The sequence below is a fragment of the Sphingobacteriales bacterium genome (assembly GCA_016706405.1).
Classification (GTDB): domain Bacteria; phylum Bacteroidota; class Bacteroidia; order Chitinophagales; family UBA2359; genus BJ6.
Genome location: JADJJT010000001.1, coordinates 1,422,711 through 1,442,748, shown reverse-complemented (window position 1 = coordinate 1,442,748; position 20,038 = coordinate 1,422,711). Strand labels below are relative to the sequence as shown.

Here is a 20,038-nt window from a genome sequence, read left to right as displayed (position 1 = left end):
ACAGGACAAAGAGTATTGGTTTATTTATAGCATGTCTTTTTTGAACTCCTAATAATTTCTGTTTCAACTAAATGATGGTAAATATAGGCGCAAAATTAGTGTATAGTATAAAACTAACAAATTTTTGATGTTTTGCTGTCTATCATGCTTTCAATTTCCGGATGAATTGCTTAATTTATTACCAATTTCCCGGATATAATTACCCGGTTGCCGAGTTTTACCTCGTAGGGGTAAATACCTGCTGCAAGGTGTAGGGTGGGTAGGGTGCGCTGGTTTTGCAGGCTGGGCAAACCCCATGCGCCTACTAACCGCCCTTGGATGTTGTATAAATTAAACTGCCCCTGTGGTATTTGCGGCGGAAAGGCATAATGTACCGTTACCGCCTGCCCCGTTTTAATAGGGTTTTGGCTTAGTACCGCCGTGCTTTGTGCTGCGTGTTGCGGTATTTGTTGGGTGCCAACCGCCCATAATTGTACTGTTTGGGTTAGTTGGGTGGTATCGCCGCAAAGTATGGCGTTTAGGGTTGCGGTATAACTGCCCGTATTACTGGGGTAGGTATGCACTACCGATTCATTGCTGTTGCTTATTTGCTCGGTACCATCTCCAAACTGCCATAGGTAGTAACCACCCCCCGGCTCGTCTGTATATACCTGCTGCGACAAATTGTAAAATGCCACCAACCCATTGCCAATATGAATAGTGGTAAAAGATAGCTGTGGTTGGGTATAGTAGCCCAGACAGTTTTTAAAGGTTACACTATCGCAGCCCACCTCGGCGCAGGTATGCCCGTCTGCATCGAATTTTACTACCCAACTGCGCTGTGGGCTATTGAGCAAAAAACCCGCAGCCACAAAACCACCATCGGGAGTAGGACGCACATCGCGAAAATAGTTCTCATCATTAATGCCGGTAGGTATTGTACGTGTCCATAGGGTGTCACCAGCAGTAGTAAAACACATTATTAAGCCTATTGGTAGCTCAGAATAACTTTTAGCATAATACCCGGCTGTTATAAGGGTGTTATTAGTAAAAGGTCTTAATGAAAGTTGGTGAGATAAAATACTATTCTTGGTTTGAATTATATTTTCAACTAAAACATTTCCTTCTTCGTCTATTTCAAGAAAAATAGGTTCGCAGTTTTTGTTATCCGAAACCGATGACCCGATAATATAATATTTATTATCAATTCGTGAAATCAAACCTCCGCCATTTCCCTCCCAGCCGCCCCAATCTTTTTGCCATTTCAAATAACCTTTGCTGTCTATTTTAATTAAATACATTTGGTAGTTTGCCCCATCGGTAAAGCCATAACCACTTACCAAATAGCCGCCGTCGCTTGTTTGTGCTGCACTAAACGGTACCGAATTGCCCTCTTCGGGGGCTAAACCATAGTAAACCTGCCATTGTTTTTTGCCTTCGCTGTTTATTTTTAAAATGTTAAACTTAGAATAGGTATTATTGTGGTGGTTGCCCACCACTAAATAACCTTTATCGGCGGTTTCTATTATTGCCGTTGGAAACTGGGTGCCGTTTTGTTCGTATTGGTGTTTCCAAATAACCTCACCCTCGGCGGTAAACTTTATTACAAAATAATCTTTTTGACCATTATCGAACATTGACCCATCTATTGCCGATATAGTCAAAAATGCCCCATCGCTACTTTGTATAAACCCCTCACCACCGTTGATTGTCACTATTTTTTTAGTACCCTCATCCAATATATATGTAATTTTTTCGTTACCTTTTTCGTCAAGAATTCTCGCTATATGCGCATAGTGTCCATTCTTGTTAAATATAATGCCATCTATAGTTATGTATCCACCACTAATTGGTATTATTCCGTTATTTCCTTCAATTGTAGTATCGGTATCATAAGTTTTATTAAACACCGTTATTTGCGAATTAACACTAAAAGAAAACAATAAAAACATTAGTAAAATAATTGAGTTTTTCATTGCGATATATTTAAAATAGGCTATTTTGCAAACTGCAAAATAGCCTATTAGTTAATAAAATTAATGATTAACAACCATTTTAACAATGCCTGTGTTGCCTGTATTATTGGTATATTGCCATATATATACCCCTGCGTGTAGTTTAGCAGTAGGGTATTGTAGCGTGGTGCCTGTAACAGCTATAACGGCGTGGCGTTTTCCGGTTATATCAAATAGTTCTAAGGCTATAATACTTTTATCGAGGGTTAACTCAATGGTATTATCAGCAGGGTTAGGGGCTATTTGTAGCAGTTTAACGGTGTTGTTGGTGCTTAGTAGTGCTTGTTGCTTTTTGTAGGTGGGTAAATGCCTATGGTAAACCTTGCCTTGTTGCAGCGCCAATTTGCTTTGTGCCAAAGTGGTAACTTGTTGCCCTTCGGGTTGCTGCGCCAAATCTGTTATTTGCGCTGCTGCTTTTTTGCCAGTCCCCTCCATATCGGCAATTAAGGCAGTATATAAACTGTAAAAAGCTGTGTTTTGTGCCGTTGTTTGGGGCAGTTGGTTTAAAGCCCATAATGCGCTATCGGCTTGGTTGCGCCTGTAATAGGTAGCTGTTAATATGCGCAAAGCCCGGTCGTTTAAATAATTTGTTAAATTATTAATAGCAGTTTGCGAAGCACCTTGCATAGTATAAACACGCGCCAAAGCGTTTTGGGTGGCTGCACTATAAGTTCCGGTGGCTGCAATTTCTGCCTCAAATTGTTCTTCAATAGTAACTGGGTTTTCGGGGTATAAATTTTGGCAATACTGCGCATTTGGGTCTGAGCAATCTATGCTAATATCAACATTTGTCGTAACCATAAAGGGCTCAAAAGCGGGGTCGTTAGTTGCCCATTGCACTTTTAGTGGACTGTTAGAGGAATTAGTAGCACTTAGGTTCTCTATATGGTATTCGGTGTCGCCTGAGGTGTATAGATGCCATTTTTCGTGCAGCGGGGTGCTTAGGTTTGGGTTTATATCGCAATGTCCTTGGTCATTTAGTGCTTGGGTATTATTGGGGTCGTCTATTATGCGCCAATCGCTTAGACAAACGGGGTTATAAATTGTAACGTCTGTTTTATCCGGATTATACGCATTACAGTCTATATTTATATGGCTGTTGTTGCCTACAAACAAATTAGCAGCATCAAATACACCTGTATAATGGTTGTCGTAAATTTGCCCGCCGTTGTCGGCGGTATTAACGCTTACAATTCCGTAAGTATAATTTGTACCTGCATAAACATCTTCGTTGGTATTAAGAATATTACCTGTAACCAAATAAGCCGTACCGTTTTGCGCCCAAACACCGTAAGCTTCGGGGTGGGTGTTGTTGTTTACCTTCGGTATATTATTAAAAGTATTGTTTATTACAAGACCAAATCCGTTGCCGTTTAGGGTTATGCCTCTGCGGGTATTATTAAAACTATTTGCCAATATTTGTACAATATCATCTATAGACGGTGCACCATACACATCAATGCCCATATACAAATTAGTAAAGGTATTGCCTTGCCCACTTTGGTTAGGGGCACCCAATTCGCCAATCATTACTTTACATTCGTTAACCCGAATACCAAAACCGTGTTCCGATAAATTGGTGGGTACGTAACTTAAATTCCGGATAAATTTATTGTTGGTAATTACGACATCATTGCATTGAATTACATGAATGCCTATGTATTTTGTATCGTTGTTGTAGTAGGTTCCGGAAAAATCTGCTAAAAAATTAAATTCACAATTATTTATTTCGCTGTTAGAATGGTTGCGGTAGCTACTAAACACCACACCAGCCGAGCAATTATTAAAATAGCTGTCGTTGGCCGTTAATATACCGCCACCCTTAATAACAGAGGCATTGTTTATAACTTCAATATGGCTTAAATCAACGCCAATTTTAGCGTTTTCAATAACGGTGTTATTGGTAAGTTCAACGCTGCCGTGGTAGGTGGCTATATCGGTGGGGGTGGCTTGGGGTTGGTCCCAAGTGCCTTCTACGGTTATGCCCTGCCATACTTGGGGGGTAGTAGCGCAGGTGCCGCGCAGGGTGCTGTTGTCTATTACCAAACGCCCTCCTGCTTGTACTATAATACCGCTTGTGGCACTTAAAAATAAAATGTCGCTGCTGTTGTTAATGGTTAGGGTAATACCAGCAGGAACGGTAATAACGCCGTTAATATACTTGGTTTCGTTGTTCCAAATGGTGTTTGTGCTAAGTGTTTGCATGGTGGTAATGGGTAAAAAATCAGTGGCAACTACGGTATAAGTTGCCGTATTTTGGCAGTCGGTATTTGAGCTTGTAAAGGTTACGGTAAAGGTTTGCCCAATATTGTCGGTGGTAAGTGTTAATTCTGGAGTTTGGGTTTGGGCGGCATCGTTCCATAAAAATGTTCCTCCTTCATCTGTTACTGCCGAAAGGGTTGTAGTATTGGTGGCGCACTCGCCTCCGGCGGTAGCTGTAATGCCTACGGCGGGTAATTGTTGGGTAGTAATGGTAATGGCATCGGTGGCGGTGCAGCCGTTGGCATCGGTAACGGTTACGGTGTAGGTGTCGGCAGCAGTAACCTCAATGGTTTGGGTAGTTTGGTTGTTGCTCCATAAAAAACTACTGCCCACATTGCCAGCATCTAAGGTATGGGGTAGTTCGTTGGTGCATATATTTAGGTTGTTACCAAGGTTTACGGTAGGGTTGGGGTTTACGGTGATGGTAATGTATTTAACAACCTCTGTATTTGGGCAGCCCATACTATTAAATGCTTCTGCTCTAAAAGTGGTTGTTTGAGTTAGTGCAGGGCTTGTAAAATTAAAATCGTAACCAATAGGGTCGTTGCCAAATTGGGTGTACCAGGTAACTGAGCCATCGGTTGTAGCAGTTAAATATACATTTTCGCCCGAACATATATCGTTTTCATCGCTTACAAGGGTTAGGGTTAGTTTTTCTAAAACTACAATATTAATAGTTGCGGTTACCGTAACAGGTGTACCATTGTCATCGCAAGTTGCGGTTACGGTAAATGTTCCGGATTGCTCAGGCTGTATATTGTCGAAATAAAATCTTTTTAATACATTATCATAAGTTGCGGCGCTATTATCGGCAAAAAAACCACTATTTACAGAGGTAATACCAGGGTGTAATTCTAAAAAAATATTGACATAATTACCTTCGCAAAAAATTAATTCGTTATCATTAAGCGGTTCAATCTCATCTTTAACTATTAATTCGTGTACTACTACTTCCACTTCTTTTTCAAAAGTACAGGTTTGTAGAACACCATCTTGGGTATATGAATAGGAGATGGTTGCTGTATAAGTGCCATTATGCAGGGTGGGGTCGGCATTGGTATTTTCGCCATACGCCCAATATTGCGTAATAGCATCGCCATCTTGGTCTAATATGGGGTCGCCGTTTGCATCCATATTAACAATATTGCCACCAGTTAGGGTTGTGCCATCTTTTTTCCATGTAATAGTTTCGTTGGTAGAGGTGCTAGCATATAGTTTAATCGGTTGTCCTTTGCAAACATTATAGGTTGTAATTGATGATAGGCTAAAATCGGCTTGCCCTACGCCAACTGCTGCCCAAGCGTTTTTAACTTGTGCTTTCACAAAATTGATATTATCTTGAATAAAAGGCACATTAGTAATATCCGTAATGTCGGCTAAGGAGTTTTGACGTATAGCGTCCATACAATCTTCCATTAAATAAGGGTCTGGTGAACATTGAAAAATAGGGTCACCGCCTTTTAAAAAACCACCTGTTTTGTCTTTAAGCGATTTTAAAGTATGGTAAACAATATATTGTGCAACCGAAGGGTTAATACCGCAAACTTGCCGGATAAAATTTTTCTTTATGTTACCCTTATTAAATAAAATATTACTTTTTACATCATTTACTCCTTCAGCCAAAAAATAAAACCATTTGCCTATTATAGTACCCCCCAGGTGCTCGTCTTCTTTATTATCTGCTAACCATTCATCGCTATTAAAAAAATCATCATTTTTGCCTTCATAAAAAGGTCGAAATTCACTTTCAGAAAAAGGGGGTTGGCTGTTTATGGGTATAGACATCTTTTTTGATGTGTAGTCAGGTGCTGCGTCTGCATCAATATACCACTCAACTAAAGTACCCCAAATATCGGCAAAGCCTTCATCATAAAAAGAGACACCATCTAAACCATGATACCTATTTATGCCATGCCCTATTTCGTGCCCTACAATTTGTTTAGTTGCTCCTAATCCATTTATATGTACTTTATTAAGATTACCACCCGAAGATCCCCAATCCTTGTCATCTTTATACAAGCAGGTGTAAAAATTCCTATCTGCATCACATAAATAATCTGTATTAAAATCAAAAGCTTCAATAAGATAATCAAAAGTTTTGCATGCAGAGAAATGTGTTGTTAAAATAGCATATCGATTGTAATCACTTGGATTGGTATAATTATAAAACTGTTTATTCCCGTCTATAATTTTTGATTCATCGGCAATAGTAGAAGTGTTCCAATCTGCACTCAAGTCGGTATGTTTGAAATAGTAATGTTTTCTTGATTGAAGTTGATTTGCAGTAAAATTATGACTTGCTAAAAAACTATTATCACCATTATACTTACTGAAATTATCTAATGAATTATGGTAGGTATAAATAGGCTTGGTTTTGTTGGTTGGTAAATATTTTAAAATAAACACATTGCTTGTTGTAGTTAAATCTTCATTTAAAACGCCCATTGAAAAATTATCTACATTTGGCTCATGGTGCCATCCATAGTCTGTTAATATTACATGAAACAAACCAAAATTCTGAGCAGACATAGCAATAGTATTAGACGGTTCAAAATCTGTATTGAGACCAATTTGGCAATTTAGGTAAGCACCAGAAGGGAAAATTAGGCTTACCATGTCAACAATAATATCTTCGTTATTCTCGGTTTTAATGAGCGCAATATAAAATGGTTGGCTGTAGTCTAATTCATTTGGGTCGTTAGCCTTTTTTCTGCAATTGTTAAATATTTTTGCAATTATTACATAATCATTTTCCATTTTAGCAGTATTAGGTGCTAAACTACCCGTTAAACTAATTTCGTGGATTGGATGTATTTCGGTAGGATTACTATTTGGGCAGGCGCAGTAAAATTCTACTCGGTAGTTTGTTAAGTCAAGGTCTCCTGAATTATCAGATGCCGCTGTAACTTCGAAGCCTGTTGCAAAAACATTTGTACTTGTAATGTATTCAAATTCACTGAAAAACAGTTCTCCCCGGCTAATAGGACTAATTTTTATAGGTTTATCTCCGTAAAACATAGATGCGGTTACGGTTTCCTGCCCCCTTGCGCCCACACTACTAAACATAAACAATAACACCATAATTATTACCTTTATAGTTTTTAAATTATTATGGCTGTTGGGCTGTTGGGCTGTTGGGCTGTTGGGCTGTTGTAGGTATAGCGCCTACAAAATTAAGAAAAAAATTTTTCATTTACAATGTTTTTTTTTGGGTTAAAAAATAGGTTTGATTTGTGGTTTTTATTCTGGATATTGTCTGAACTATGATTTTTCTCAGGTTAAACGCATTAAAATAGTGGTTGGATTAATTTGAGGAGATACATATCGTTCCAAGCGGCGATGTGTCTTCGTTTTTTAATACTGTTTTTGTCGTCATTTTGGGTTAAGATTTGTAGGGCTATTTTTCTGAGAGTAGCAAAGTTTTCAGCAGCATATTTGGTTCTGCTACGATTATGGTCTTCATTAAAGACAACATCGAGCATCCAGTGTAGGTTGTTTTCAATACCCCAGTGGTTTCGGCAAATTGTCAAAGCGTTTTGTGGACTTATATCGAGACTGGTGAGGTAATAGCGAACTTCCTGAGTAGTTTTTCGGGTTGGTTTTTCAAAGTTCGCTCGGCAATAATACGAATAATTGATTGGCAATCCTTGAATTTTGCAGCCGAATCGACAAAAACAATTGATTTAGCACCGTACAGGTGCGTTTTTCGATGCGTCCGCCGTTGTACTCCACTTTTTCGAAACTTGGCAGTTGAGCAGCTAATGATGAAAATCGGCTGACGGTTTCTTCAAACAAAACACCTTGGTTCTTTTTCAGTGCCAGTACATAATCTGCCTTTTTATTACGGATTTGCTCGGCTATATGGGGCTGACAAGCAATGGCATCTATACTAACTATGCTGCCTGCCGTTCGAGAGCATCCAAAAGTTCGGGGATTGCCGTCTTTTCGTTGCTCTTTGCTGCCACCTTTGCTGCCCCAACACCAAACGCTGCTCACACGCCCAAGCAGTTACAATGCATATACCGCTTTTTTGACCCTGAACGGTCGGTTCCGCATAAAACCTTGCCATCAATACAGACCTGTTTGTCGGCTAAAAAACCTAAAAGTTCCTTCGACCAACGATATAAACTTGACGAAAACGCATCTTTGTCTAAGTGCTGAAATACTCGGTTGAAAGTGTCGTGAGAGGGAATGCCGTTGGGTAATTCCATAAATGTCTTTAAAAAGACAATTTTTGACGACCATACTCGGCTATTTCCTCAAAATCCTCCGCACCACTTACCACTGCACATAAACTAATAAGCAATATCTCAGGCAGGCTATACAACTTCTTGCGGTTTATACGAAAATCCTTTACTTCGGCGAAAAATTTAATTGTTTCCATGCCGCAAAAATAATTCCTATCTGGCTTTCTTTTATTTTTAATGCGTTTAACCTGGATTTTTCTGATTTAATGTTTACTATGATTTTCCTTTTTATTCCGGAAATTGTCTGAAACATGAAAATTTCGGCAGGCTCAATTCATCGTTTACAGGATTAAAGGATTAGCAGAATCTTACACTTTCCCCTCCTCGGAGGGGCAGGGGTGGGTTAATCTTCCGGATGAGGGGGATAGGGGTAAATACAAGGCGGTAAGGTAAGCTACGCTTTGTATTTACCCCAGCACTTGCTTAAAGCGCGGAGGGTGCCGGTGCGGGGGAATGTGTTAAAAATCATAGCAAACGGCGGTTAAATGAGGCGCAAAAAATTAAATTAGTAGGTAGTATTAGTTAGGTGTGGTAAATGTACGACACTTTATTTATCTTGTATGCCTTTGGGCAAAAAAAAATGTCTGAATCATGAAATTGTCTGAACCTTGAAATTTCGACAGGCTCAATTCATCGTTTACAAGATTAAAGGATTAGCGAGATTTAAGAATTGGCTTGGTTTTTAAAACGACTGCTAAACCCCAAAGGGGTGAAATGCTTATAAAATACAAACAAACCAAATAAAAACTACCCCGAAGGTGGTAGCATTATTCCTTTATATCCGGATATTGTCTTGAACCTTGATTTTCATGATTAAAGGATTAGTATGATTTCGCAATTTCCCCTCCTCGGAGGGGCAGGGGTGGGTTATCTCCTCGGAGGGGTGCAGGGGTGGGTTAATACTCCGGATGGGATAAGCCGCACATTCGTCTTGAACTAGGAATGATTTTTTCTTTTATTCCGGATATTGTCAGAATCTGAATTTACGGGATTTATGGATTAGCAGGATTTATGAGAGAACTCCCCCTAACTTTCTAAAAGAAGGGTAAACCCGCCCCTTGACCCTCACAATAAAAAAAAATCCGGATACTTAAACATTACTGCAAGCATCCGGAAAAAGGATTTAGTTTTTATATGTTTTCTAAATTCTCGGTTATTGTACTACTTTATTCGCACAGCTTGACGAGGCAAATGCATCTGGTTTGGCTTTAAACACAAAGCCCATGCTCAAAATATAACCCATTGCATCTTGCAGGGCGGTATTCGATTTAAAATGAGGGTCGGTATTAATGTCGGCGTGTACTTCTAATTCAACCTTATATTCGTCAAGCAAATCGCAAAGGTCGTAGGCTACCTCAATTGATTGTGCCACTTCGGTTATCATGCGCTCTTTAATGCTCATTTTAATGTACGAAACATTGTTGCGTATAAACATAAAGCCGCCCTTTTTTTCGCGCAAAAAAACAATAACGGTAGCAAAATCGGTATGGTCGCCGTGTACTTGCGAGTCAGTTCCAATACAAACTTTAAGTCTGTTGCCCGCTTTTTGTTCGGCAATTATAGTGTGGAGAACGTGTTGTTTAATTTCGTCAATTTTTTCACCACCAAGGGTACGCCATTTGTTTTGTTTTTTGTTCATAGGTTTTGGTTGTGTTTTAAAATTAAGAATTAGAATGCCGATTTACATCATATTAGTACTAATATAATTACAATGAGAAATAACGGTAAAAATGGGCGTTAAGTTCCCTGCTTGTAAAAAATAACTAAATTGCGATTACTTGTTTATTGAGATTAACCAGCAAATATACTTTTTTAAAATAATTCCGGAGCTTTGTGCTTGTACTAAAATCGGTCTGTTCAAGTTAAAAATGGCAGCGCCAAATCTTTTTCCGAAATTATAAGACCTTGTTCTTCAACAGGCCAGTTTATATTTAATTTAGGGCAGTTGTAACGGATGCCGGCCTCGCTGGCTTTATGATAAAAATTGTCGCATTTATAGTAAAACTCGGCAGCGGCTGTAAGTGCAACATATCCATGAGCAAACCCACGCGGTATTAGTAGTTGTTTGCGGTTTTTTGCGCTTAGTTCAATACCAAACCATTGATGGTAGGTGGGCGAGTTTGGCCGCAAATCAACGGCCACATCAAAAACGCATCCGGCAACAACCCGCACTAATTTTGCCTGTGCAAATGCCCCTTCTTGAAAATGCAATCCGCGCAACACACCATAATTCGACCACGCCTGATTGTCTTGTACAAAATGGTAATTTAACCCGTTTTTCTTAAAAAAATTAGCATTAAAAGTTTCGTAAAAAAAACCTCTTTCGTCTTCAAACACCTGTGGCGCAAGTACTAACAAATCGGCAATAGGTGTGGGGGTAATAATCATATTTTTTTGTACAATTTACTAAAAAATTTGCTTCACCAAAGCTGTGCCGGGCAAGGTGTATTGATGGTTATTTACAACAAGTCTGCACAAAATACGGGTGCGTCTGTTCGATAATTTTAAAAATACATCGTTGGGTTTCGAGGGCAAAACAAACAAACTGTTTACCGGTAAAGTAGCTGCCTGTACTAATCCGGATGTAGTAGAAGGTTGGGTTGGGTTGGTGGGTTTAAGTTCGGCATTTGCCTCGGTTTGTGTTGCAGGCAGGGGAATTACTTCGGCGATACCCGATACGATAAAGCGGCGTTTAGAATTGATTTCAAAACAAAGGTAGCGCGTGCGGCGCAGTTGGCCTTTTATTAAGAGACTGTCTAAAAATTAAAAATTGGCATGCCAGTCCTAAAAATTGATAGGAAAAAAGTTATTAAAAGAGATGTGAATAAAAGACTATCAGTTTGACGTTTAAATAATAATTCATAGCTTTATGAAAATCAAACACATAAAGTAAAATGAAAACCTACCCAAGCAGTCTCACCGATAGTCAATGGAGTGCAATATTAGGCATTTTAGACGACAAACGGAAACGAAAACACAGTTTAAGAGAAATTTTTAATGCGCTGTTCTATTTGCTTAAAACTGGCTGTCAATGGCGCATGCTGCCGTTCCATTTTCCGTCATGGAAGCTTGTTTACTACTATTTTACCAAGTGGAAGAAGGATGGGACGATAGAACTCATCCATGAAATACTCAGGGATAAGACTCGAAAGCAAGCAGGCAGGGCTTCATCGCCAAGTGTTGGTATAATTGATAGCCAGAGCGTAAAGACAACAAGCGTCGGAGGCTTGTGCAGAGGGATTGACGGGGGTAAAAAGTTAAAGGCAGAAAGCGGCATATTATTGTAGATACAATGGGACTACTTTTAGCGGTTGTGGTTCATGCGGCAAATGAGCATGACAGTAAATCAGCCCCAATGGTTATAGCTGACCTCAGAGGCAGGTTTTGCAGATTGGTAAAGATAGTAGCTGATGGCGGGTATAGAGGCGAGTTAATTGAAAATACCCGCAAAACGTTTGGGTGGGTGGTTGAGGTTGTAAGTAGATCGAATACAGCCTCGAAATTCGAAGTATTGCCAAAAAGATGGATTGTTGAAAGAACTTTTGCATGGCTCGAAAGCTATCGAAGATTGAGTAAAGACTTTGAGTTCCAAACCGAAACGAGCCAGACAATGATCCAACTTGCCATGATAAAATTGATGCTTAATAGAATTAGAAAATAAAATTTAGACAGGCTCTAAATTTAACCCCGATTGTTTGAGTATAAATTTAGCTCCTTCCGGAAGTAAATCGAGTGTAGTATAATTAACACCGTTTTCGGTTGATGATAATTCAGGTGTGTTATGCGCGTCATAACGCCTTAGTGCCTGTATTAGCTGTGGGTTTGAGCAGCTACTTGCCTTTGGGTTTATATTGTTTGAGCGGATGGCGGCAATAAGGTCATCCGGAAAAAAATCGTTGGTTAAAAAAGGGGTAATCGTATCAATATAAATTTGTTTCCACTCGGGGCCGTGCGGTTTTACGTTATGGCTGTATTTTTGCCAGGTAAAAAAGTGGGCAAACTCATGCAACAAGGTTTGTAAAAATGAATATTGGTTGAGGTTGCCATTTACGCTAATTGATAAATACGTGTGCTGAAATCTGGTTTCTACTCTAAAATCGCCAAGTTTACTTATGCGGGCATTAGTAATTATAAGTTTAATATTGTATTTAATTAACCAGTTTGCAATAATTGGGCTTGCAGCCTGGGGCATGTAGGCGGCTAATTTTGAGGCTAAATTTTCAGGAGACATAAATAAGCCAAAATGTTGTCATTAACTAATTAATTAATGGTTTATATATTTGCCCTCAATCATCTGTTTCTTGGCGGGTATCTGTATTTTTAATTAGCGCTTTTGTTTCAAAAACGGCAAATATGGCATACAAAACAAAAAAAGGAAGCACAAAAGCCGCACTCTGGGGCTTGGAAACCCACACATAAAGCACAATCACAAACAAACTAAACAAAAATTTTAGTCCCATAGCACCCATTATTATACTAACGCTTTTATTAGGGCTTGCCTTGCGCGCCATACCCCCCAACGACACCACGAACAAACTAATTAACGACAAAAATAAATACGACAACCAAGTAAAATTAACATAATCGGCTTTTAAAATGCCTAATACCGAAGCCACTAAAATACTAACCCCTAAAACGGCAATTAAGATAAACAACGAGCGATAATTTTGCACAGTTTGGATAATGTTTAATATTGTTCGTTAAAAATATTTTATTTAGTCTAAATTTGGTCTTTCCGGATTAAATTAATTTGTTTTGCTGTGTAACATAGTGCTTGCTGGCTCAGTACTTTGGCGATAGCAACCTCCTAACAACTTTCTTAAAATAAATTGACAGTTAAGTAAATGGCCGGTTAATCATCGCTTTTTATCGTTACTAAAATCCAAGACCAAATGATACGCCATAAACTAACGAGTTGTGCTTGGCTACCCGGTCAAAACTAAGGCTTGGCGCAACAACAAAACGGTCAAAATTAAAATTGTAGCCGGCACCTATTCTAAAACCAAACTCGCTCTGCCATTTTTCTTTCAAGGTTGTAAAGTCGTAGCCTTTTGCAAACTCAAGTAAGGGGGCAGCAAATCCTTTAAAACCAGCAATTGGGTGTACTACAACCGGCACGCCAAGTACAAAATTGGTATAACCATCGCCTAAAAGTGCCTGGGTAAACAGCCCCACCCCTAATAAATTATTAACACGGTACTCGTATTCAAATCCTAATGTGGGCAAGGTGCTCGCGCCATCGTAAAGACCGGTGGTGGCCCCGCCAAATAAGGCTATGTTGTGGCGGTTATAATTACCACCATAGCCATAACTGTTCTTTTGATTCGACTTTGCCGCCGTTTTACCAACCGAGGTCGTAGCTTTGGGGCGCGTTTTGCCCTTTGCTTGCGCCAAACAAGAGGTGGTAAAAACTAAGGTGGCAAAACAAAATAAGGCGAAAACCAAAAATACCTTTTTCATTGCTTATGTTTTTAGTTTGTTTAGTTTAATTTACTAAGGTTTGAATAATTGAGTTTGATTAAAAGTTTTTTAAAGAAGTTGTTTAAGAATTAACCCATATAATTAACCACATAGGACACATAGAATTTGTTTAAGCATAAATAAGATGTGACAGTTTAAACACTTGATACTAAGAAAATATTGAGGTAAAAACAGGCTACAAAAATGTAAAACAGATTTATAGAGGACTTAGTTTTGCAATTGCTTCAATGGCACATAGTTCTAAACTGTTTCAATAAACTAATTTTTAAACAACTTCAAAGAAAACCTATAACAAAGGTAATAAAATCCGGAGTTTTTTATAACCGCGTTTCTAAAATTAAATCTTATATAAACAAAACCAACCAAGTATCGGCACGTAAATAAACGTGTAAAACCTCCGATAATTGGTTGGTTGATTGTTTTTTTTCCTCCGGAAGAATAGCGTTTAGTTTGTATGCTATCTTATCTTTTGCTTCATCTTAAAAAGAATAAAATTAGGAGTTATTAGCCCGTTGTTTTAGAAATTGGTAAAACAACCTAACGCCCATGCCCGTACCGTGCGCTGTAAAATATCCGTGTGCTTTTTCGGCCCATCCGGTTGGGGCCATATCAACGTGCATCCATGGATAGTCGGTAAAATGCTCTAAAAATTTAGCGGCGGTAATTGAGCCAGCAGGGCGGCCACCAATATTTTTAAGGTCGGCAATATCGCTTTTTAGTTGTTCTTTAAATTCGCCCCACAACGGTAGTTCGGCCAAGCGTTCATATACCTCGTAGCTACAGGCTGTAATTTGTTGTTTGTAGTTTGTGGCGGCATCGTTGCCCATTAGCAGCATACCTTGGTGGCCAACAGCAATAACAGCCGCGCCGGTAAGGGTAGCAATATCAATTACAAGTTCGGGTTTATATTGTTTGGCGTAAGCAAGGGCATCGGCCAAAATAAGGCGACCTTCGGCATCGGTATTTAGCACTTCGCAGGTAGTGCCGCCGTAGTGGGTAATTACATCGCCGGGAGTATAGGCATTGCCGCCGGGTCTGTTATCGGTCGAGGGTATAAGGCCAACAATATGTAAAGGCAACTGGTTGTGTGCCGCAGCACAAATGGCACAAGCCACAGCCGCAGCGCCGCCCATATCACATTTCATCCACTCCATCCCGTCTGATGGTTTTAAACTAAGACCGCCGGTGTCGTACACTACGCCTTTGCCCACAAGCACAATAGGTTGTTTATTTTTGGCATTTTTAGGCTTGTATTCCATAATAGTAAAGCGCGGCTCGTCTATACTGCCGGCGTTTACGGCCAATATGCCGCCCATTTTTTCTTTTGTAATACGCGCTTTGTCAAAAATAGTAACTTTTACACCGGCGGCTTTGCCTAAGCGGGCAATTTCGTCGGCAAGTTTTGGGGCAGTTAAGGTAATTACAGGCTCGTTTACTAAGTCGCGGGCATTACAAACGGCAGTAAGCACGTGGCTAAGTTCGGTAATGGCGGCAGCGCTGGCCATATTGGTTGGCACTTCAATGGTTTGCAGCGTGTTGAAGCGTTTTTTATCAGAAATATAGCGGGTAAACTGGTATCCGGCCAAAAAAGCACCTTCGGCTACGGCTAAACTTGCTGTTTCGTTGCCATCAACGTTATGTATGCCTGCTTTGTTTATTTTTAATCGGTTTAGTTCTTTTGTTATTTCGGCACCGGCTAAACGGTAGTTTTCGGTTTGAATATCGGGATTAGCATCGGTTTTTACACAGGCAGCGATGGCCACTGTACTGCCGTCGTTAAATACTACCTGGTGGCAGTTGGCGGCATTTAATTGGGCAATTTGCGCCACCTGGGCATCATTAAAAACTTTAGCCCAATTAGAATTTGGTAAACCCACATACACAATGGGCGTATTTTTCGATATTTTTGCAACGGATTCGATACGCATTGGGATAACTAAATTAGAATTTAATTGAATAAAAAATTTTATTTTGGGGCGCAAAGTTACTAATTTTAAGCCGGATGTAGGCTATAAAAATTGTTAATTAACCCACGATAGACAATTATTTGTTAATATGAAAAAAATTAAATCGCTGGGGCAACATTTTTTGCGCAGCAACGCCATAGCGCAACGGGTAGCTAATAATGTGGAGGTGCCTTACCAAAACTGCACAACGGTTGTTGAGGTAGGCCCTGGCGAGGGTATGTTGACGCAATTTTTACTTCAAATTCCGGATATTGATTTATGGGTTTGCGAGTTAGACGACCGCTTGCCCCAAGTGTTGCGGGCTAAATTTCCGGAAACAGTTTTACCCTCTGAAAAAATATTGTTAGGCGATGTTTTACAAATGCGTTTGCCGCAACGTTTTCCGGATGGATTTAGTTTGGTAGGCAATTTTCCGTACAATATTTCGTCTCAGTTGCTAATTATGGCCTATACACACAGGCAACAAATTGGGCAGTTGGTAGGCATGTTTCAGCGCGAGGTGGCGCAGCGGGTTTGTGCGCAGCCGGGCAGTAAGGTTTATGGGCAATTAAGTGTATTGTTACAGGCATTTTTTGAGGTTTCGTACTTGTTTACTGTCGAGCGCGGCAATTTCGACCCGCCCCCGCAGGTTCAAAGCGCGGTAATTAGGCTTACTCGCAGGGCTACCGATGCCCTTAACGGCACCCCCGAACCCATTTTTAGGGCATTAGTAAAACAAGCTTTTGCCACCCGCCGCAAGCAGTTGGCAAATTGTTTAAAAGCCTATCAATTTAATTTTGATGATTCGGTACTGCCACCCACCATATTACAAAAACGCGCCGAGCAACTAAGCCTTGCCGATTTTAGCGAATTAGCCCGGATTGCGGTGGTTAAAGAAACAAAAAAATAAGTTTCTAAAATCATCCGGAAAAAAACAATAACGCCAACACAGAAAAAAATAATAATTTTAGGCATCAAATCCTCATTTCATTTTTCTTTTCTTCTTTTCTCTTTTTCGGTTTGTTTAACTGCTACATCTTTGTCTATGCAAAAAAATCTACTACTAATCATTATATTTTGCCTTTGTAAAACAACGGTAATTCGTGCTCAATCGCCAACGTGGAGCAGCGATATTGCCAATATTATTTATACCAACTGTACTAAATGCCATCATGAGGGGGGTATTGCCGGTTTTTCGTTAGTGGCCTACGAAGATGCTGCCGCTTTTAGCGCCGAAATATTAGACGCCATTGAGCACAAACACATGCCGCCCTGGCCACCTAACCCCAACTACCAACACTACGCCAATGAACGTTTACTTTGCGATGACGAAATTGCCCTGATAAGAGATTGGGTAAATAACGATACCCCCGAAGGCGACCCTGCACAAGCACCCACGCCGCCAACCTACACAAATACTAGCCAGTTAGGTACACCCGACTTAACTGTTTCGATGCCATCTTATACCGTAACAGGCTCCGGAGGCGATATATACCGTTGTTTCGACATTCCGACTAATTTGTTGCAAGACAAATACATTACAGCCATTGAAGTTTTGCCCGGAAACTCCTCTATTGTACATCATGTATTGGTTTTTTACGATACATCTGGGGATTGTGCGGCCTTGGATGCCGCGGACCCAGGCCCCGGATACGAAAATTTTGGCGGGGTGGGTAGTAATAACGCTACTTTTATATTTGGCTGGGCACCGGGTGCATCGCCGTACTTTTTTCCATCCGGAATTGGCATGTCTTTGCCGGCAAATAGCCATATTGTTTTGCAATTACACTACCCCGATGGCAGCCAGGGCGAAACCGATCAAACAGTTATAAATTTTAAACTAACCAATCCCGCAGGCATGCGCAATGCTATGAATTTGCCCGCCCTGAATCATTTTACTAATATGACAAACGGGCCGCTGTTTATTGCTAAAAACACAGTTAAAACCTTTTACGAAGAGCAAATGGTGCCCGTAAAAGCTACTATTTTAAATGTTGCGCCTCACATGCATTTAATAGGCACCAGTATAAAATCGTATGCGGTTACACCTACCAACGATACCTTAAAATTTATTGATATTCCGCACTGGGATTTTCATTGGCAAGGCGGCTATTCGTTTAAAAAACCCATGATAGTTCCATCCGGAACAATACTTTATGCCGAAGCAGTTTACGATAATACCGAAAATAATCCGCATAACCCCAGCAGTCCACCAAAAGATGTGAGCGCCGGCGAAGCCACAACAGACGAAATGATGTTGGTATTTTTTACCTTTTTAACCTACCAAACCGGAGACGAGGATATTAATTTAGACGACAACAGCGACAACCATTCCTGCGGAGCATTAGCGCAAGCTAAACTTTTTGCCGAAGGCCCCTTTACCGGAACCCAAATGACGACCTTGCTGAGTAGTAAAAACTTATTGCCCTCGTTGCAGCCGTTTAATACTACCCCCTGGAATTATGACGGCAACGAAAGCCGTACTACTGCCCTGCCCGATGCCACCGATTGGGTGCTTGCCGAATTGCGCCGTAGCTCTGACACCGAAACCGGAGGCATTTTAATAACACAAAAGGCAGCACTATTGTATAAAGATGGCAGCCTGCACGATGCCAATGGCAATAATGGGGTGCTGTTTAACGTGCGCGATGCAGGCAGCAATTATTATTTAGCCCTAAAACCACGCGCCCATTTAGCAGCAATGAGCAAAACGCCAATTTTGCTTCCTAATAACCCCCCCTTCGATTTTACAACTGCTGCTACCCAAGCCAATGGAATAGGCCAGCTAAAAAAAGTAGGCACTAAATTTTGTTTTATGTCGGGCGATTTTAACGGCGACGGCAAAATAACTATTGCCGACTTTAATGATTACCAGGCAGGCAGTAGCCTTATAAATGTTTACCACCAATGCGATGCCAACATGGACGGGAGTATAACCGTAGCTGATTTTAACAAATATAAAGGCAATAGCAGTAAAATTGCCATAAGTGCATTGCGGTACTAAAAAACAACTAATATTGCGCCCGCAACTGCAGTTTTAGGCCCGTTGATACATCAAAATTGTACTTTTGTGCCTTAAAACTATTTTTTTTTGAACAAGACAAATAAACAACTATGAAACTACACCAATTTATTAATCTCAATAAAAAAAGCCCTTGCAGCCAATTAGGCTATTTTGCTTTTATTGCCGCTGGCTTTTTTTTGCTGGCGCAAATGGTTAGTTTATTTATTTTAATGTTGTTTGGCCTTAGCGATTTACAATCGTTAAGCATGGCCCAAATGGTACAAGACCCTACCATTTTACAGGGGCTTAAATGGGGGCAGGCCATAAGCAGCTTATTAATTTTTGTAGCTACCGGCATGGTATTAAGCTGGCTAAAAACAGGGAATTTTTGGCGCTTTTACGGCATCCAACAAGTGCCTAAATGGGGCTTGCTACTGGCAAGTTTGGCTTTGTTTATTGTTTCTGTACCCATTATTCAATGGCTTAACGGCATTAACCAAAATATAGTATTCCCGCCGGCATTGCAACATATTGAGCAATGGATGCAAGCCTTAGAAAAAGAAGGCGAAATTGTTACCAAAGCCTTTTTGCAAGGCAATTCCGTAGCACACTTGTTTGTAAATTTGCTCATAGTTGCCGCTATTCCGGCCTTTGGCGAAGAGTTGCTTTTTAGGGGCGGGCTTCAAACTTTACTTGTTAAATGCCTAAACAAACCACATTTGGCCATATTTATGGGTGCTTTTTTATTTAGTTTATTGCATTTTCAGTTTTACGGTTTTTTACCGCGTTTTATATTAGGTTTGGTTTTGGGTTATATGTATTATTACACCAATAATTTATGGTACCCTGTTTTGTTTCATTTTGTTAACAATGGCCTTCAGGTGTTTTTGGTTTGGGCGGGTATTATTTCGCTCGATAGCCAGGCCGACGAATTGTTGCCCAATATGCCTGTTTGGTTGGTTTTGCCGGCTTTGGCGTTGTTTGTTTTTTCCGGATGGTGGTTTAAACAACAAGCTTCAAAAGTGCAAACTCCGGTTAACGATGGCAATATTTAGCTGATGGGCAACTTAACTTAAAAAAAATGTAATGGCGCATTAATATTAG

Annotated in this window: 16 protein-coding genes and 1 pseudogene; 5 read left to right on the top strand and 12 right to left on the bottom strand. The window is 40.1% G+C overall.

Translation table 11 applies throughout. The features are described from left to right. Window positions 1–170: 170 nt before the first annotated feature. The 8 genes from IPI59_05605 to rfbC all read right to left on the bottom strand — a co-directional run bounded on the left by IPI59_05605 (window position 171) and on the right by rfbC (window position 10,891). Window positions 171–1,955: a PKD domain-containing protein gene (locus IPI59_05605; protein MBK7527025.1), complete on the bottom strand. Its 1,785-nt coding sequence runs from the start codon at window positions 1,953–1,955 to the stop codon at window positions 171–173. Between the two features lie 60 nt (window positions 1,956–2,015). After that, window positions 2,016–7,337 carry a T9SS type A sorting domain-containing protein gene (locus IPI59_05600; protein ID MBK7527024.1) on the bottom strand — a complete coding sequence of 1,774 codons (5,322 nt, stop codon included), beginning with the start codon at window positions 7,335–7,337 and terminating at the stop codon, window positions 2,016–2,018. 206 nt (window positions 7,338–7,543) lie between these two features. Next, window positions 7,544–7,900 (bottom strand): ISAs1 family transposase, encoded by a 357-nt coding sequence (locus IPI59_05595; protein MBK7527023.1) that lies wholly within the window; start codon window positions 7,898–7,900, stop codon window positions 7,544–7,546. After that, complete coding sequence (locus tag IPI59_05590) at window positions 7,860–8,252, bottom strand: ISAs1 family transposase (protein MBK7527022.1); 393 nt, start codon at window positions 8,250–8,252, stop codon at window positions 7,860–7,862. The genes IPI59_05595 and IPI59_05590 overlap by 41 nt, the downstream gene beginning before the upstream one ends. Beyond that, window positions 8,249–8,467: a transposase family protein gene (locus IPI59_05585; GenBank protein ID MBK7527021.1), complete on the bottom strand. Its 219-nt coding sequence runs from the start codon at window positions 8,465–8,467 to the stop codon at window positions 8,249–8,251. Before IPI59_05585 ends, IPI59_05590 begins: the two co-directional genes overlap by 4 nt. 8 nt (window positions 8,468–8,475) lie before the next feature. Further along, the gene (locus IPI59_05580; GenBank protein MBK7527020.1) at window positions 8,476–8,640 is read right to left on the bottom strand and encodes a transposase family protein; all 165 of its coding nucleotides are present in this window, start codon (window positions 8,638–8,640) and stop codon (window positions 8,476–8,478) included. 1,016 nt (window positions 8,641–9,656) lie between these two features. Further along, on the bottom strand, window positions 9,657–10,142 hold the full coding sequence (locus tag IPI59_05575) for a hypothetical protein (GenBank protein ID MBK7527019.1): 486 nt from the start codon (window positions 10,140–10,142) through the stop codon (window positions 9,657–9,659). 218 nt (window positions 10,143–10,360) lie between these two features. Continuing rightward, window positions 10,361–10,891: a dTDP-4-dehydrorhamnose 3,5-epimerase gene (gene rfbC, locus IPI59_05570; GenBank protein MBK7527018.1), complete on the bottom strand. Its 531-nt coding sequence runs from the start codon at window positions 10,889–10,891 to the stop codon at window positions 10,361–10,363. Window positions 10,892–10,988: 97 nt separating this feature from the next. On the opposite strand from rfbC, the gene IPI59_05565 reads away from it, so the two are divergent. Further along, window positions 10,989–11,222, top strand: a complete 234-nt coding sequence (locus IPI59_05565) for a hypothetical protein (GenBank protein ID MBK7527017.1) — start codon at window positions 10,989–10,991, stop codon at window positions 11,220–11,222. 175 nt (window positions 11,223–11,397) lie between these two features. Continuing rightward, window positions 11,398–12,164 (top strand): annotated as a pseudogene (locus tag IPI59_05560) (IS5 family transposase). Window positions 12,165–12,167: 3 nt separating this feature from the next. Here IPI59_05560 and IPI59_05555 read toward each other — a convergent pair. The 4 genes from IPI59_05555 to IPI59_05540 form a co-directional block, all read right to left on the bottom strand. Next, complete coding sequence (locus tag IPI59_05555) at window positions 12,168–12,734, bottom strand: SprT-like domain-containing protein (protein MBK7527016.1); 567 nt, start codon at window positions 12,732–12,734, stop codon at window positions 12,168–12,170. A 55-nt stretch (window positions 12,735–12,789) separates the two neighbouring features. Further along, window positions 12,790–13,176, bottom strand: a complete 387-nt coding sequence (locus IPI59_05550) for a hypothetical protein (protein MBK7527015.1) — start codon at window positions 13,174–13,176, stop codon at window positions 12,790–12,792. A 202-nt stretch (window positions 13,177–13,378) separates the two neighbouring features. Further along, complete coding sequence (locus IPI59_05545; GenBank protein MBK7527014.1) at window positions 13,379–13,963, bottom strand: hypothetical protein; 585 nt, start codon at window positions 13,961–13,963, stop codon at window positions 13,379–13,381. A 515-nt stretch (window positions 13,964–14,478) separates the two neighbouring features. After that, on the bottom strand, window positions 14,479–15,912 hold the full coding sequence (locus tag IPI59_05540; GenBank protein MBK7527013.1) for a leucyl aminopeptidase: 1,434 nt from the start codon (window positions 15,910–15,912) through the stop codon (window positions 14,479–14,481). 127 nt (window positions 15,913–16,039) lie between these two features. On the opposite strand from IPI59_05540, the gene rsmA reads away from it, so the two are divergent. From rsmA to IPI59_05525, 3 genes are all read left to right on the top strand, one after another. Continuing rightward, window positions 16,040–16,840, top strand: coding sequence for a ribosomal RNA small subunit methyltransferase A (rsmA, locus tag IPI59_05535; GenBank protein ID MBK7527012.1), 801 nt, complete (start codon window positions 16,040–16,042; stop codon window positions 16,838–16,840). 135 nt (window positions 16,841–16,975) lie between these two features. Beyond that, entirely contained in the window at window positions 16,976–18,934 is a 1,959-nt protein-coding gene (locus tag IPI59_05530) for a hypothetical protein (protein MBK7527011.1), read from the top strand. 110 nt (window positions 18,935–19,044) lie between these two features. Beyond that, entirely contained in the window at window positions 19,045–19,989 is a 945-nt protein-coding gene (locus IPI59_05525) for a CPBP family intramembrane metalloprotease (protein MBK7527010.1), read from the top strand. Window positions 19,990–20,038 lie beyond the last annotated feature (49 nt).

What these genes read in the sequence shown, in the direction of transcription:
- IPI59_05530 (MBK7527011.1), top strand. Translation starts at nt 16,976, where the DNA reads ATGCAAAAAAATCTACTACTAATCATTATATTTTGCCTTTGTAAAACA.
- IPI59_05540 (MBK7527013.1), bottom strand. Translation starts at nt 15,912, where the DNA reads ATGCGTATCGAATCCGTTGCAAAAATATCGAAAAATACGCCCATTGTG.
- IPI59_05605 (MBK7527025.1), bottom strand. Translation starts at nt 1,955, where the DNA reads ATGAAAAACTCAATTATTTTACTAATGTTTTTATTGTTTTCTTTTAGT.
- IPI59_05525 (MBK7527010.1), top strand. Translation starts at nt 19,045, where the DNA reads ATGAAACTACACCAATTTATTAATCTCAATAAAAAAAGCCCTTGCAGC.
- rsmA (MBK7527012.1), top strand. Translation starts at nt 16,040, where the DNA reads ATGAAAAAAATTAAATCGCTGGGGCAACATTTTTTGCGCAGCAACGCC.
- IPI59_05600 (MBK7527024.1), bottom strand. Translation starts at nt 7,337, where the DNA reads ATGGTGTTATTGTTTATGTTTAGTAGTGTGGGCGCAAGGGGGCAGGAA.
- IPI59_05555 (MBK7527016.1), bottom strand. Translation starts at nt 12,734, where the DNA reads ATGTCTCCTGAAAATTTAGCCTCAAAATTAGCCGCCTACATGCCCCAG.
- IPI59_05575 (MBK7527019.1), bottom strand. Translation starts at nt 10,142, where the DNA reads ATGAACAAAAAACAAAACAAATGGCGTACCCTTGGTGGTGAAAAAATT.
- IPI59_05545 (MBK7527014.1), bottom strand. Translation starts at nt 13,963, where the DNA reads ATGAAAAAGGTATTTTTGGTTTTCGCCTTATTTTGTTTTGCCACCTTA.
- IPI59_05585 (MBK7527021.1), bottom strand. Translation starts at nt 8,467, where the DNA reads ATGGAATTACCCAACGGCATTCCCTCTCACGACACTTTCAACCGAGTA.
- rfbC (MBK7527018.1), bottom strand. Translation starts at nt 10,891, where the DNA reads ATGATTATTACCCCCACACCTATTGCCGATTTGTTAGTACTTGCGCCA.
- IPI59_05580 (MBK7527020.1), bottom strand. Translation starts at nt 8,640, where the DNA reads ATGGAAACAATTAAATTTTTCGCCGAAGTAAAGGATTTTCGTATAAAC.